This is a genomic window from Hydrogenophaga sp. T2, assembly GCF_049843535.1.
Classification (GTDB): Bacteria; Pseudomonadota; Gammaproteobacteria; order Burkholderiales; family Burkholderiaceae_C; genus Hydrogenophaga; species Hydrogenophaga crocea.
In genome coordinates, this window is the sequence record NZ_JBBHZJ010000001.1 from 13,729 (window position 1) to 27,443 (window position 13,715).

The 13,715-nt window shown below is 70.7% G+C and carries 14 protein-coding genes; 13 read left to right on the forward strand and 1 reads right to left on the reverse strand.

Annotated elements, in window-relative coordinates; translation table 11 throughout:
- Nucleotides 1–20 precede the first annotated feature (20 nt).
- Entirely contained in the window at nucleotides 21–608 is a 588-nt protein-coding gene (locus WDZ95_RS00080) for a TetR/AcrR family transcriptional regulator (protein ID WP_425775743.1), read from the reverse strand.
- A gap of 63 nt (nucleotides 609–671) precedes the next feature.
- On the opposite strand from WDZ95_RS00080, the gene WDZ95_RS00085 reads away from it, so the two are divergent.
- The 13 genes from WDZ95_RS00085 to WDZ95_RS00145 all read left to right on the forward strand — a co-directional run bounded on the left by WDZ95_RS00085 (nucleotide 672) and on the right by WDZ95_RS00145 (nucleotide 13,701).
- On the forward strand, nucleotides 672–2,024 hold the full coding sequence (locus WDZ95_RS00085; protein ID WP_425775744.1) for a glutamine synthetase family protein: 1,353 nt from the start codon (nucleotides 672–674) through the stop codon (nucleotides 2,022–2,024).
- 73 nt (nucleotides 2,025–2,097) lie between these two features.
- A complete protein-coding gene (locus tag WDZ95_RS00090; protein ID WP_425775745.1) occupies nucleotides 2,098–2,916 on the forward strand; it encodes a metal-dependent hydrolase in 819 nt (272 codons plus the stop codon).
- A gap of 88 nt (nucleotides 2,917–3,004) precedes the next feature.
- Nucleotides 3,005–3,778, forward strand: coding sequence for a FadR/GntR family transcriptional regulator (locus WDZ95_RS00095; RefSeq protein WP_425775746.1), 774 nt, complete (start codon nucleotides 3,005–3,007; stop codon nucleotides 3,776–3,778).
- Nucleotides 3,775–4,710: an L-threonate dehydrogenase gene (gene ltnD / locus WDZ95_RS00100; protein WP_425775747.1), complete on the forward strand. Its 936-nt coding sequence runs from the start codon at nucleotides 3,775–3,777 to the stop codon at nucleotides 4,708–4,710. Before WDZ95_RS00095 ends, ltnD begins: the two co-directional genes overlap by 4 nt.
- A complete protein-coding gene (gene otnK / locus WDZ95_RS00105) occupies nucleotides 4,707–5,984 on the forward strand; it encodes a 3-oxo-tetronate kinase (protein ID WP_425775748.1) in 1,278 nt (425 codons plus the stop codon). The genes ltnD and otnK overlap by 4 nt, the downstream gene beginning before the upstream one ends.
- On the forward strand, nucleotides 5,981–6,646 hold the full coding sequence (locus WDZ95_RS00110) for an aldolase (protein WP_425775749.1): 666 nt from the start codon (nucleotides 5,981–5,983) through the stop codon (nucleotides 6,644–6,646). The genes otnK and WDZ95_RS00110 overlap by 4 nt, the downstream gene beginning before the upstream one ends.
- 1 nt (nucleotide 6,647) lies before the next feature.
- Complete coding sequence (gene otnI / locus WDZ95_RS00115) at nucleotides 6,648–7,460, forward strand: 2-oxo-tetronate isomerase (RefSeq protein ID WP_425775750.1); 813 nt, start codon at nucleotides 6,648–6,650, stop codon at nucleotides 7,458–7,460.
- Complete coding sequence (denD, locus tag WDZ95_RS00120; protein WP_425775751.1) at nucleotides 7,457–8,485, forward strand: D-erythronate dehydrogenase; 1,029 nt, start codon at nucleotides 7,457–7,459, stop codon at nucleotides 8,483–8,485. Before otnI ends, denD begins: the two co-directional genes overlap by 4 nt.
- Before the next feature lie 46 nt (nucleotides 8,486–8,531).
- Nucleotides 8,532–9,503, forward strand: coding sequence for a TRAP transporter substrate-binding protein (locus WDZ95_RS00125; RefSeq protein WP_166226777.1), 972 nt, complete (start codon nucleotides 8,532–8,534; stop codon nucleotides 9,501–9,503).
- A 119-nt stretch (nucleotides 9,504–9,622) separates the two neighbouring features.
- Nucleotides 9,623–10,114 (forward strand): TRAP transporter small permease, encoded by a 492-nt coding sequence (locus WDZ95_RS00130; RefSeq protein WP_425775752.1) that lies wholly within the window; start codon nucleotides 9,623–9,625, stop codon nucleotides 10,112–10,114.
- Between the two features lie 31 nt (nucleotides 10,115–10,145).
- Nucleotides 10,146–11,474, forward strand: coding sequence for a TRAP transporter large permease (locus WDZ95_RS00135; protein WP_425775753.1), 1,329 nt, complete (start codon nucleotides 10,146–10,148; stop codon nucleotides 11,472–11,474).
- Between the two features lie 9 nt (nucleotides 11,475–11,483).
- Nucleotides 11,484–12,917: an aldehyde dehydrogenase family protein gene (locus WDZ95_RS00140; protein WP_425775754.1), complete on the forward strand. Its 1,434-nt coding sequence runs from the start codon at nucleotides 11,484–11,486 to the stop codon at nucleotides 12,915–12,917.
- Between the two features lie 22 nt (nucleotides 12,918–12,939).
- The gene (locus WDZ95_RS00145; protein ID WP_425775755.1) at nucleotides 12,940–13,701 is read left to right on the forward strand and encodes an SDR family oxidoreductase; all 762 of its coding nucleotides are present in this window, start codon (nucleotides 12,940–12,942) and stop codon (nucleotides 13,699–13,701) included.
- Nucleotides 13,702–13,715: the final 14 nt, after the last annotated feature.

A 13,715-nucleotide genomic window follows, 5' to 3' on the forward strand; every position in this document is an offset into this window, starting at 1 on the left:
GCCGCGTGCGGGCCTTGTGCTTACTGGGCCAGGCGCCGCACCACCTCGCTGGCCGCGGGCGCGAGTTCGGTGAGATCGGCCTGCCGGTTCTGCTCGACGGCCTGCAGCACGAGCTCGGTGATCGCGCCCACGGCGGCCACGGCCATGGGCTCGCTGAGCGCACGCGCGGCCGAGCGGTCGCGGTTGACGGTGTTCAGCATGAAGGCCGCGAGCTCGCCCATCACCTCGCGCCGCACCGCACTGCCCGCTTCGCCGAGGTGGTGGATCTCCACGAACAGCAGCCGCAGCAGCTGCGGGCCCGAGGCCAGGTGCGCGAAGTACGCGCACAACGCCGTCTCCACCTGCGCCTGCCAGGGCAGCCCGGGCTGCACCGCCTCGCGCAGCGTGCGCAGCGCCGACGCGCTGGCCAGCCGGTAGAGCTGCAGGAAGCAGGCCTCCTTGTCGCTGAAGTGTTCGTAGAAGGTGCGCTTGGACACCCCCGCCACGCGCACCACGTCGGCCACGGTGACCGCGGCCAGGCCCTTCTCGGCCGCCACATCGGCGAGCGCCTGCAGCAATCGGGTGTCGGGAGATTCGAGGGTGGCGGTGGCGGCTTCGGGGCGGGGCATGCGGTGATCTTAGGGCCGTGAGCGCCACACAAGGCTTCTCCCGCCTGCCCTCGAACTGGCCTCATGCAGCACCAATACCTCTTCACCGACATCCGCGGCTTCCTCATGCAAGTCACGCGCGAAGGCGCGCCCTCCTTCCCACTGTCCCGCGCCCCGGTCTCCGGCGCTCTGATACCGGGCTGGCAATCCGAGGCCGAATCCGATCTGCAGCTCGTGCCGGACGAGACGAGCGCAAGGGTCGACCCCTTCCAGGGCCACGGCCTCGTTTTTGCGCAACCGGTGCAGCCGGGTGAGCCGCTAAGCTCCTATGCCATGGACGTGCGGGGTGTTGCTCAGCGCGCAGAAGCCCTGCTGCGGGCTTCAACGATCGCCGACACCGTTCGTATCGGCACTGAAATCGAGTTCCATCTGCTCAAGCGCGTGCGCTTCGACACCACGGCAGAACGCAACCTGGTCGAACTGGAGGAAGAAGATGGCTGGTCCGGCAATGCGAGCATCCTAGGCGCGGGGCACCGCATCGGGCACCGCACCCTGCATTTGCTGGCCGGCCCTGCCGACCAGCATGCCCCGATCCGGGCAGACATCTGCCAACACCTGGCGACGCTGGGCATCGCCCCGCTGCACCACGGCCATGAAGCGGGTCCCAGCCAGCATGAAATCGCCATCGGGCACGCGGACCTCTGCCAGGCTGCCGACCAGGTGCAATTGCTCAAGCACGTGGTCCGCACGGTGGCCATTTGGCATGGCAGAACGGCCACCTTCATGCCGAGGCCGATCCCCTATGCTGAACCGAACGGCATGCACGTCAACCTCTCGCTGCGGCGACAAGGGCGCAGCACCTTCCATGCGCCCGACGGGCAGCCAGGTCAGCTCAGCCCACAGGCCATGTCCTTCATCGCGGGCGTGCTGGCGCACCTGCCCGCGCTCAACGCGATCACGAATCCCACGGTCAACAGCTACAAGCGCTTGAACCACGCTTATTCCCTCATGCGCCCCGCAGGATGGGGCTATCGCAACCGCACCACCGCCATCCGCGTGCCCCACTTCACGAGCGCAGCCGACTGCCGTATCGAGATCCGCTTTCCCGACCCCTGCGCCAATCCCTACCTCGCAATGGCCGCGCTGGTGTGCGCCGGCATGGACGGCATCGAGCGCGAACTCACGCCACCCCCCGAAGAGCGTGGCGCGCCGAAGTGGTACGAGCAGCCTTTCAATGCCGCGCTGAGCACCGAAGCCATGGCCCCCGATCTCCGTGCCGCCCTGATCGCCCTGCACCGGGACCGGGGCTTTCTGACGCGGCACGGGGTGTTCGCCGATGCGCTGCTCGACGCGATCGTGCGCGACGGCAGCTTCTTCTGGCATTGGTCCGCGACCACACCCGCACCCGTGGAATACCAGGTCTTCTTCGGCCATTAAGCGCCGCTTGACAGCCCCGGCCGGGCCGGGCACATTCGCCTTGGTACGAACCGGTACCAAACGGAGCCACCCGATGACCGACCTCACCGTCCGCCGCCTGCTGATCGACCTCGAGCGCCCCGTGGCGCGCCACTGGTGCGGCGGTGACGCCTTCCTCACCGCGTGGTTCAACGCCTTGTCCATGAGCTTTCCGGTGGGCGAGCAGTTCTTCATCGACTCGGTGCGCGACGGGGCCAAGGCCCTGCCGGAATCAGAGCGCGCGGCCTGGGAGGCCGAGGTGAAGGGCTTCGTGGGCCAGGAGGCCACGCACCGGCGCATCCACGCGCTGTTCAACGCGCAGATCGAAAAGCACGGCCTGGTGAACGCCTGGGCGCCGCGTGCCGAGGCGCGCATGAAGGTGCTCGCGGGCGCCGACCCGCGCCACGCGCTGGGCATCACCGCGGCCAACGAACACTTCACCGCCCTGTTCGCCGAATGGCTGCTCGGCCACCCCGAGGTGCTCGCCCACAGCGAACCGCGCCTGCAGGCGCTGTGGCTGTGGCACAGCGCCGAAGAGGCCGAGCACAAGAGCACCGCCTTCGATCTCTACCAGGCCCTGGGCGGCAACCACGCCTGGCGCGTGAAGTGGATGCGCCGCATCACCGTGTTCTTCCTCGCCGACGCCCTGCGCCAGACCGTGAACAACCTGCGCCGCGACGGCACGCTGTGGCGCTGGTCCACCTGGCGCAGCGCGGCGCGCCACCTGCTGGGCCGCCAGGGCCTGCTGCGCGAGACCTTCGCCCCCTGGCGCGCCTATTTCCGCCCCGACTTCCACCCCGAACACCAGCACTCGGAACGCTCGGCCACGTGGCTGCGCGAGAACAGCGCGCTGTTCGTCGCGGTCGGCCGCTGACAGCGCCAGCCCGGGTTTTCCCGGGCTTTTTGGGGGCCGTTCAACTTGTATGATGACCTGACAAACATACAAAGACGGCGAGACAAGCATGCCCCCCGACAACGCAGAGCCCCTGCAGGCGCCCCAGCGCCTGACCGACCGGCTTGCGGCGCTGCTGATGCAGCGCATCGAATCGGGCGAGCTTGCCCCCGACCAGCGCCTGCCCACCGAGCAGCGCCTGTCCGAGCAGTTCGGCGTGTCGCGCACCGTGGTGCGCGAGGCCATCAGCCAGCTCAAGTCCATCGGCCTGCTGACCTCGCGCCAGGGCGCGGGCGTGTTCGTGGCGCCCAGCCACCAGGCGCGCGCGCTGGCCTTCGACCCCACGGTGCTGCATTCCATGGAAGCGGTGCTGCAGGTGGTGGAGGTGCGGCGCGGCCTCGAGGCCGACGTGGCCGAGCTCGCGGCGCGGCGCATCACCCCCGAGAAGGCGCGCGTGATCATGGACGCGCTCGCCGAGCTCGAGGCCTGCCCGGCCCTGGGCGCACAGGGTGTGGAGGCCGACCTGCGCTTTCACCGCAGCATCGCGCGCGCCACCGACAACCCGCACTACGAGCGCCTGCTCGGTTTTCTCGAGCAGTACCAGCGCGACGCCATGCGTGTGACGCGCACCAACGAATCGCTGGACAACGGCTACATGGTGCAGGTGCACGTTGAGCACCGCGCCATCGCCGAAGCGGTCACGCGCGGCGACGCCGCGGCCGCGCGCGACGCCGCCATGCGGCACATGGTCAACGCGGCCGACCGCATCGAAAACGCCACCCCGCCCATCCGCCGCGCGCTCGACGCGCTGCTCAAGCCCCCTTCTTCCTCTCGCACCGAATGACCGCCGCCGCTGCACCCGCATCTCTCACCCTGGGCGTGATCGGCCTGGGCTCCATGGGCCTGGGCGCCGCCCGATCCGCGCTTCGCCGCGGCCTCGCCACCTGGGGCTGCGACCCGCAGCCCGCCGCGCGCGCCGCCTTCGAGCAGGCCGGCGGCCGTGCCGTGCAGCACCCGTCCGAACTCGCGCCGCATTGCGACGCCGTGCTGGTGCTGGTGGTCAACGCCGCGCAGACCGAGGCCGTGCTGTTCGGCGAACACGGCCTGGTGCAGGGCCTGCGCCGCGGCGCGGTGGTGATCGCCTCGGCCACGGTCGATCCGGCCCTGCCGCCGCAGTGGGAAGCGCGGCTGGCCGAGCGCGGCATCCTGCTGATCGACGGGCCCGTGTCGGGCGGCGCAAAGAAGGCCGCCGAGGGCCAGATGACGGTGATGGCCTCGGGCAGCGACGCGGCCTTCGCCGCTGCCGAGGCCGCGCTGCAGGCCATCGCGGGCAAGGTCTACCGGCTCGGCGAGCGCGCGGGCATCGGCTCCACGGTGAAGATGGTGAACCAGCACCTCGCGGGCGTGCACATCGCCACCGCCTGCGAGGCCATGGCGCTGGGCATCAAGGCCGGCGCCGACCCGCGCCAGCTCTACGAGGTGATCTGCAACAGCGCCGGCATGAGCTGGATGTTCGAGAACCGCGTGCCCCACATCCTCGATGGCGACTACACCCCGCTGTCGGCGGTCAACATCTTCGTGAAAGACCTGGGCATCGTGCTCGACGCCGCGCGCGCGCTCAAATTCCCGCTGCCGCTGGCGGCCGCCGCGCACCAGCTCTACCTGGCCACCGCGGCCATGGGCCTGGGCGGCGAAGACGATTCGGCTGTGGTCAAGTATTACGCCGGGCTCGCGGGCCTCGACCTGCCGGCCCCCGCCGCGAAGGCCGCGCCATGATCCTCGGCGTCATCGCAGACGACTTCACCGGCGCCACCGACGTCGCCAGCATGCTGGTGCGCGCGGGCATGCGCACGGTGCAGGTGCTGGGCGTGCCCCAGGGGCCGCTGCCCGAGGCCGACGCCATCGTGGTCGCGCTCAAGTCGCGCACCACCGCGCCCGAGGCCGCGGTGCGCGAGAGCCTGGACGCGCTCGCGGCGCTGCGCGCGGCCGGCGCGCGGCAGATCTACTTCAAGTACTGCTCCACCTTCGACTCCACGCCGCGCGGCAACATCGGTCCGGTCACCGACGCGCTGATGCAGGCCCTGGGCACGGACCTCACCATCGCCTGCCCCGCCTTTCCCGAGAACGGCCGCACCGTGTTCCGCGGCCACCTGTTCGTGGGCGACGCGCTGCTCAGCGAATCGGGCATGCGCCAGCACCCGCTCACGCCCATGACCGACGCCAACCTGGTGCGCGTGCTGCAGGCGCAGACCGCGCAGCGCGTGGGCCTGCTGCGCCACGACACGGTGGCGCAAGGCGCGGCCGCGGCGCGTGCGCGGCTGCAGGCGCTGCAGGCCGAGGGCGTGCGCATCGCCGTGGCCGACGCGGTGGACAACGGCGACCTGCTCACGCTGGCCGAGGCCTGCGCCGAACTGCCCCTGGTCACTGCGGGTTCGGGCGTGGCCCTGGGCCTGCCCCCGGCCTACGCGCGGCGCGGCTGGCTGCGGCCCGACGCGCAGGCCGCGGCCCTGCCCGCGGTGCGCGGCGCCTCGGCCGTGGTCTCGGGCTCGTGCTCCGAAGCCACCAATGCGCAGGTGGCGCGCTGGCTGCACAAGGGCGGCGCGGCCGTCCAGGTCGATCCGCTCGCGCTGCACGAGGGCCGCGACACCGCGGCCGGTCTGCTCCTGAAAGCAGAGCAGGTGCTGCAGCAGCAACCGGTGCTCGTGTACGCCACGGCCGCGCCCGAACGGGTGGGCGCGGTGCAGCAGGCGCTGGGTGTGCAGGCCGCGGGCGAACTGGTCGAGCAGGCGCTGGCCCGCATCGCTGCCGGCCTGGTGCGGGCCGGCGTGCGCCGCCTGGTGGTGGCCGGTGGCGAGACCTCGGGTGCGGTGGTGCAGGCCCTGGGCGTGCAGCAGCTGCGCATCGGCCCCAGCATCTGCCCCGGTGTGCCCTGGACCGCCGCGCGCGACGCCGCCAGCGGCGACGAGCTGCTGCTCGCGCTCAAGTCGGGCAACTTCGGCGGCCCCGATTTCTTCCGCGAGGCCCTGGCGCTCGCGGGGCACGCCCCATGAACGCGGCCCAGCAAGCCTGCCGCGAGCAGATCGTGCGCATCGGCGCCTCGCTGTTCCAGCGCGGCTACGCGCACTCCACCGCGGGCAACATCAGCGTGCGGCTCACGGCCGAGCAAGGCGGCGGCTTCCTCATCACGCCCACCGACGCCTGCCTGGGCATGCTCGAGGCCGACCGGCTCGCCTGGGTGGCCGACGACGGCATGCAGCGCAGCGGCGACCGCGCGAGCAAGACCCTCGCATTGCACCGGCGCATCTACGGCGCGGCCCCGCAGGCGCACTGCGTGCTGCACACCCACAGCACCCACCTGGTGGCGCTGAGCCTGCAGGGCGTGTGGCAGCCGCACGACGTGCTGCCCCCGATCACGCCCTACCAGGTGATGAAGGTGGGCCACGTGCCCCATGTGTCCTACCGCGTGCCCGGTGACGCCGCCGTGGCCGACGAACTCGCCGGCCTCATCGCGCGCGCCGAACGCCCGCTGCATGCCGCGCTGCTCGAACGCCTGGGCCCCGTGGTGTGGCACCAAAGCCCCGCACAGGCCATGGCCCTGCTCGAAGAACTCGAAGAGACGGCCCGCCTGTGGCTGCTCTGCAACCCCCGCCCTGCCCCGCTGAGCGACGCCCGCCTCGACGAGCTGCGCCAGCGCTTCAACGCCCTGTGGTGACATGCCCCGCTTCGCCGCCAACCTCACGCTGATGTACACCGAAGTGCCCTTTCTGGAGCGCTTCGCGGCCGCCGCCGCCGATGGCTTCGACGCGGTGGAGTTTCTCTTTCCCTATGCGTTCGAGGCCGCGGACATCGCCGCGCGCCTGCGCGCGCACGGCCTCACCCAGGCCCTGTTCAACATGCCGCCCGGTGATTGGGACGCGGGCGAACGTGGCATGGCCGCGCTGCCTGGCCGAGAGGCCGAGTTCCGCGCCCACCTGGACACCGCGCTGCGCTACGCCCAGGCCCTGGGCTGCCAGCGCCTGCACGCCATGTCGGGCCTGGTGCCCGCGGGCGCCGACGCCGCGCTGCGCGCGCGCCTGCACGCCACCGCCGTGGCCAACCTGCGCCACGCGGCCGAGCGCGCCGCCGCGCACGGCGTCACGGTGCTGATCGAACCGCTCAACGGCCGCGACGTGCCGGGCTACTTCCTCACCACGCAGCAGCAGGCGCACGACCTCGTGGCCGAGGTGGGCGCGCCCAACCTGAAGGTGCAGATGGACTTCTACCACTGCCAGATCAGCGAGGGCGACCTCACGCGCCGGCTCGAACGGCACATCGGCGGTGTGGGCCACATCCAGATCGCGGGCGTGCCCGACCGGCACGAGCCCGACACCGGCGAGATCCACCACCCGCACCTGTTCGAACGCCTCGATGCCCTGGGCTACACGGGCTTCGTGGGCTGCGAATACCGCCCGCGCGCCGGCACCAGCGCCGGCCTGGGCTGGCTGCGCGACTGGCGCGCCCGACAAACCGCAAAGGCTTCTGCATGAACATCCTCATCACCGGCGGCGCCGGTTTCCTGGGCAGCCGGCTCGCGCGCGAGCTGCTGCAACGCGGCCAGCTGCGCGGCCAGCGCATCGAACGCCTGATGCTGGCCGACCTCTATGCCCCGCGCGACGCCACGCTCACGGCCGACGCGCGCGTGGCCACGCACACGGGCGACCTGCTCGCCAACATCCCCGCGCTGTTCGCCACGCGCTGGGACGCCGTGTTCCACCTGGCCTCGGCCGTGTCGGGCGAGTGCGAGGCCAACTTCGATCTCGGCCTGCACGCCAACCTCGACACCACGCGCCGCCTGCTCGACGCCTGCCGCGCACAGACCATGGCGGGCCACGCCGCGCCGGTCTTTTTCTTCTCCAGCTCGGTCGCCGTCTACGGCAGCGACCCGGCGCTGCCGCTGCCCGCGGTGGTCACCGACGAGACCCTGCCCACGCCGCAATCGAGCTACGGCATCCACAAGTTCGTGTGCGAACAGCTGGTGGCCGACTACACGCGCAAGGGCTTCATCGACGGCCGCGCCGCGCGCCTCATGACGGTCTCGGTGCGCCCGGGCCAGCCCAACGGCGCGGCCTCGGGCTTTCTCTCAGGCATGCTGCGCGAACCGCTCGCGGGCCAGCCCAGCAACTGCCCGGTGCCGCTGGACACGCCGGTGGCGCTGTCCTCGCCGGCCACCACCATCGCGGGCATCGTGGCCGTGGCCGAAGCCAGCCGCAACGCCTTCGGCGGCCGCACCGCGATCAACCTGCCGGCGCTCAGCCTGCGCGTGCGCGACATGCTCGACGCCCTGGCCGCCTTCGCCGGCCCCGAGGCCACCGCGCTCGTGGGCCACGAGCCCGACGCCGCCACCGCGCGCATCGTGGCCGGCTGGCCGGCGCGCTTCGACAGCGCGCGCGCCCGCGCCCTGGGCCTCAAGGCCGACCCCGACTTCCATGCCGTTCTGCGCCAGTACGCGCAGGACCACCCCGATGCCGTGACCCTGCCGGCAGCGCGCCCACGGCCGATTCCCGCGCGCTGACCACCCCCGATCCCCGTTCCGTGACCCACCCCAAGGAGACAAACGCATGATGAAACAGCTGCTCACCCCCGTGGCCCTGGCCGCCCTGTTCGCCGCCAGCGGCGTGCAGGCCCAGACGGTCCTCAAGATCGGCTACGCCACCGCCGTCACCTCGCACTACGGCGTGGGCTCCACGACCTTCTGCGACGAGATCGAGAAGGGCACGCAAGGCCGCTACAAGTGCCAGCAGTTCCCCAACTCGGCGCTCGGCGGCGAACGCGAGCAGATCGAGGCCGTGCAGCTCGGCACGCAAGACCTGGTCAACACCTCGACCGGCCCGCTGGGCAACTTCGTGCCCGAGGTCAAGATCGTGGACATCCCCTTCCTGTTCCGCGACTACGACCACGCGCGCAAGGTCATGGACGGCCCGATCGGCCAGGACCTGAGCAAGAAGATGGAAGCCAAGGGCCTGGTGAACCTGGCCTGGACCGAGAACGGCTTCCGCCACATGACCAACAGCAAGCGGGCCATCAACCAGGCCAGCGACGCCAGCGGCCTGAAGATGCGCACCATGGAGAACAAGGTGCACATGGACGGCTACAAGACCTTCGGCATCCTGCCCACGCCCATGCCCTTCCCCGAGCTGTTCACCGCGCTGCAGCAGGGCACGGTGGACGGCCAGGAGAACCCGATCCCGGTGATCCTGTCGTCCAAGTTCTCGCAGGTGCAGAAGCACCTCTCGCTCACCGGCCACGTGTACTCGCCGGCCGCGCTGATCCTCTCGCCCGCGGTGTGGAACAAGCTGTCGGCCGCCGACAAGCAGGTCTTCCTGGAAGCCGGCAAGAAGGCCGCCGCGGCCCAGCGCAAGAAGGTGAATGACGACGAGGCCAACGGCATCGCCCAGCTCGAGAAGGACGGCATGCAGGTGGTCAAGCAGGTCAACGGCGAGAGCTTCCGCAAGGCGGTGGCCCCGGCCTACCAGCAGTACGCCAAGGAATTCGGCGCCGACAAGATCGCCGCGATCCAGGCGGTTAAGTAACACCCCCGCGCCGGCCCCTGGCGGGGCCGTCACCCCCCCAGGGGGGCAACGCCTGCGGACCGGCGAAGCCGGATCCGCGGCGTTCTCGCCTGGGTTGGTTTGCTCTCCGAGGTTTTTCCATGAAATCACTCATCCTGCGTCTGGACCGTTGGCTCACCGGGCTGTGCCTGTACACGGCCTGCCTGCTGCTGGCCGTCATTTCCTGCCTGGGCCTGTGGCAGGTCACCAGCCGCTTCGTGCTGTCGCAGCCGTCCACCTGGACGGAGGAATCGATGCGCCGGCTGCTGATCTGGATGGTGATGCTGGGCGTGGTCGCCTCGCTGCGCCAGGGCGCGCTGGTGTCGGTCGACCTGATGCTGCGCCTGTCGCGCGGGGCCTGGCGGCAGGTGGTGCGCTGGACCATCACCCTGGTCAACCTCGCGTTCCTGAGCGTGCTCATCTGGTTCGGCATCGACCTCGTGGTGCGCGTGCGCTTCCAGACCTTCGCCAGCATGGACCTGTCCATGGGCTGGGCCTACGCGGCGCTGCCGGTGGGCGCGGCGCTCGCCGTGGTGGCCGTGATCGCGCACCACATCGACCCGCAGAACGAAGAACTCGCCACCGCGCAATAAGCGCCACGGTCAAGCCCCACAGGTCCGCACCATGTCCCTCACCCTCCTCGTCACGATGCTGCTGGGCTTTGCCTTCAGCATCTCCATCGCGGTCGCCATCGGCGGCTCCGCCATCCTCGGCCTGGCCCTCTTCGACAGCAGCAAGCTGATCCTGGTGCCCAAGGAGATGTTCACCGCGATCGACAAATTCCCGCTCGCGGCCATCCCCTTCTTCATCCTCGCGGGCAACCTCATGGAAACCGGCGGCATCTCGCGCCGTCTGGTGAACTTCGCCAAGTCGCTGGTGGGCGGCGTGCAGGGCGGCCTGCCCATGACCTGCGTGCTCACCTGCATGATCTTCGCGGCGGTGTCGGGCTCGTCGGTGGCCACCACCTTCGCCATCGGCGCCATCCTGATCCCCGCGCTCATCAAGCACGGCTACCCCACGGGCTACGCGGCCTCGCTGCAGGCCACCTCGGCCGAGCTGGGCGTGATCATCCCGCCCTCCATCCCCATGATCCTGTTCGGCGTGTCGGCCGAGGTGTCCATCGGCGAGCTGTTCATCGCGGGCGTGGTGCCGGGCCTGTTCATCGGCCTCTCGCTCATGGTGTTCGTGCACCTGTGGTGCCGCTTCAAGGGCCTGGGCAAGAACGACGGCGACGGCCGCCTGCCCGTGGGCCGCGCCACGATCGAAGCGGGCTGGGCGCTGCTGATGCCGGTGATCATCCTGGGCGGCATCTACGGCGGCGTGTTCACGCCCACCGAGGCCTCGGTGATCGCGGTGTTCTACGCGCTGATCGTGGGCATGGGCATCCACCGCGAGCTCGGCTTCAAGGACCTGGTGCCGGTGTTCCGCAAGTCGGTGATTTCGAGCGCGGTGATCATGTTCATCATCGCCAACGCGGGCCTGTTCGCCTTCCTCATCACGCGCGCCGGCATCCCCGACGCCATCGGCCTGTGGCTCAAGGAGGTGCTGCAGTCGCCCGGCTGGTTCCTGTTCGGCGTGAATGCCGCGCTGTTCGTCATCGGCATGTTCATCGAGACCTCGGCCGCCATCATCGTGCTCGCGCCCATCCTGGTGCCGGTGGCGATCCACTTCGGCGTCGACCCGGTGCACTTCGGCATGATCATGGTGGTCAACCTGGCGCTGGGCATGATCACCCCGCCCTTCGGCGTGAACCTGTTCGCCGCCGCCACGGTGGCGCGCATCTCGCTCGACCGCATGATCAAGCACCTGGTGCCCTTCGTGCTCGTGATCATCGGCTGCCTGATGGTCATCACCTACGTGCCCGCGGTCTCGCTCACGCTGCGCGACATGGTGTTCCACAAGCCGCCCGCGGTCATGCCCGTGGGCCCGGCCCCGGCCATCGGCCCCCAATAAGACGCATCCATGGCCCTTCACTTCATCCACAACCGCGGCGTGCGCAGCGCCTCGGGCCAGACCCTGCCCGTGACCGACCCGGCCACCGGCCAGGCCTACGACACCCTGGAGCGCGGCAACGCCGCCGACCTCGACGCCGCGGTGCAGGCCGCGCGCGACTGCCTGGATGGCCCCTGGGGCAAGCTCAGCGCGGCCGAGCGCGGCCGGCTGCTGTTCCGCCTGGCCGACAAGGTGGCCCAGCACGCCGACGAGCTCGCCGCCATCGAGCAGCGCGATTGCGGCAAGCCCACCAAACAGGCGCGCGCCGACGCGCTCGCGCTGGTGCGCTACTTCGAGTTCTACGGCGGCGCCGGCGACAAGCTGCACGGCCACACCATTCCCTACCTCGACGGCTACAGCGTGCTCACCTGGCGCGAGCCGCACGGCGTCACGGGCCACGTGATCCCCTGGAACTACCCGATGCAGATCTTCGGGCGCAGCGTGGGCGGCGCGCTCGCGGCGGGCAACGTGTGCGTGGTCAAGCCCTCGGAAGACGCCTGCCTGTCGCTGCTGCGCGTGGCCGAGCTCGCGGCCGAGGTGGGCTTTCCCGCGGGGGCGATCAACATCGTCACCGGCTACGGGCACGAGGTGGGCGACGCGCTCGCGCGCCACCCGGGCATCGACCACATCAGCTTCACCGGCAGCCCGCGCGTGGGCACGCTCATCCAGCAGGCCGCGGCCGAGCGGCACTGCCCGGTCACGCTCGAGCTCGGCGGCAAGGGCCCGCAGATCGTGTTCGACGACGCCGACGTGGACGCGGCCATTCCCTTCATCGTCAACGCCATCGTGCAGAACAGCGGCCAGACCTGCAGCGCGGGCTCGCGCCTGCTGGTGCAGCGCGGCCTGTACGAGCCGCTGCTGCAGCGCCTGGGCGAGGCCTTCCGGGGCCTGCGCGCCGGCCCGCCCGCGGCCGACCTCGACCTCGGCCCGCTGATCCGCCAGACCCAGCTCGAACGCGTGCGCGGCTTCCTCGACGAGGTGCGCCGCGACGGCCTGCCCATCGTGGCCCAGGGCCAGGTGGTGGCCGAGGCCAGCGAACACGGCTACTACGCCGCGCCCACGCTGGTGCGCGACGTGCCGCCGCAGCACCGGCTCGCGCAGGAAGAGGTGTTCGGCCCGGTGCTCGCGGCCATGCCCTTCGACGACGAGGACGACGCGGTGCGCCTGGCCAACGGCACGGCCTTCGGCCTGGTCGCCGGCGTATGGACCCGCGACGGCGGCCGCCAGTTGCGCATGGCGCGGCGCGTGAAGGCCGGCCAGGTGTTCATCAACAACTACGGCGCCGGCGGCGGCGTGGAGCTGCCCTTCGGCGGGGTGCGCTCCAGCGGCCATGGCCGCGAAAAAGGCTTCGAGGCCCTGCTCGGCTTCACCACCCTCAAGACCGTGGCGATCCGCCACGGCTGACCCCCCTCAGGAGACCCATCGCATGCGCGTGAAAGACAAATCCATCATCGTCACCGGGGCCGGCAACGGCATCGGCGAAGGCATTGCGCACCGGCTCGCGGCCGAAGGCGCGCAGGTCATCGTCAACGACGTCAACGTGGCCGGCGGCGAGCGCGTGGTGGCCGACATCGTGGCGCGCGGCGGCCGCGCGAGCTTCTTCGCGGCCGACGTGACGCGCAGCGACGACGTGAAGGCCCTGGTGCAGGCCGCGGTGCAGCGCCACGGCCGGCTCGACGTGGTGGTGAACAACGCCGGCTGGACCCACAAGAACCAACCCGCGCTCGACGTGAGCGAAGAGGAGTTCGACCGCTGCTACGCGGTCAACGTGAAGAGCATCTACCTGAGCGCGTTGCACGCGGTGCCGGTGTTCCGCGCCCACGGCGGCGGGGCCTTCATCAACATCGCGTCCACCGCGGGCGTGCGGCCCCGGCCCGGGCTCACCTGGTACAACGGCTCCAAGGGCGCGGTGATCATCACCAGCAAGTCGCTCGCGGCCGAGTTCGGGGCCGACAACATCCGCGTGAACTGCGTGAACCCGGTGATGAACCCCTTCACCGGCCTGGGCGCCTCGTTCGCGGGCGGCGAGCTCACCGACGAGCGCCTGGCCAAGTTCCGCAGCACGATTCCCCTGGGGCGCTTCTCCACGCCCGAGGACGTGGGCAACGCGGTGCTCTACCTGGCCAGCGACGAAGCCGCGTTCATTTCGGGCGTGTGCCTAGAGGTGGACGGCGGCAGATGTGTCTGACCTGACAACGCGGC

Bases quoted from the DNA above. Each gene is read 5' to 3' on its own strand.
- WDZ95_RS00080 (WP_425775743.1), bottom strand. From the start codon at position 608: ATGCCCCGCCCCGAAGCCGCCACCGCCACCCTCGAATCTCCCGACACC.
- WDZ95_RS00085 (WP_425775744.1), top strand. From the start codon at position 672: ATGCAGCACCAATACCTCTTCACCGACATCCGCGGCTTCCTCATGCAA.
- WDZ95_RS00090 (WP_425775745.1), top strand. From the start codon at position 2,098: ATGACCGACCTCACCGTCCGCCGCCTGCTGATCGACCTCGAGCGCCCC.
- WDZ95_RS00095 (WP_425775746.1), top strand. From the start codon at position 3,005: ATGCCCCCCGACAACGCAGAGCCCCTGCAGGCGCCCCAGCGCCTGACC.
- ltnD (WP_425775747.1), top strand. From the start codon at position 3,775: ATGACCGCCGCCGCTGCACCCGCATCTCTCACCCTGGGCGTGATCGGC.
- otnK (WP_425775748.1), top strand. From the start codon at position 4,707: ATGATCCTCGGCGTCATCGCAGACGACTTCACCGGCGCCACCGACGTC.
- WDZ95_RS00110 (WP_425775749.1), top strand. From the start codon at position 5,981: ATGAACGCGGCCCAGCAAGCCTGCCGCGAGCAGATCGTGCGCATCGGC.
- otnI (WP_425775750.1), top strand. From the start codon at position 6,648: ATGCCCCGCTTCGCCGCCAACCTCACGCTGATGTACACCGAAGTGCCC.
- denD (WP_425775751.1), top strand. From the start codon at position 7,457: ATGAACATCCTCATCACCGGCGGCGCCGGTTTCCTGGGCAGCCGGCTC.
- WDZ95_RS00125 (WP_166226777.1), top strand. From the start codon at position 8,532: ATGATGAAACAGCTGCTCACCCCCGTGGCCCTGGCCGCCCTGTTCGCC.
- WDZ95_RS00130 (WP_425775752.1), top strand. From the start codon at position 9,623: ATGAAATCACTCATCCTGCGTCTGGACCGTTGGCTCACCGGGCTGTGC.
- WDZ95_RS00135 (WP_425775753.1), top strand. From the start codon at position 10,146: ATGTCCCTCACCCTCCTCGTCACGATGCTGCTGGGCTTTGCCTTCAGC.
- WDZ95_RS00140 (WP_425775754.1), top strand. From the start codon at position 11,484: ATGGCCCTTCACTTCATCCACAACCGCGGCGTGCGCAGCGCCTCGGGC.
- WDZ95_RS00145 (WP_425775755.1), top strand. From the start codon at position 12,940: ATGCGCGTGAAAGACAAATCCATCATCGTCACCGGGGCCGGCAACGGC.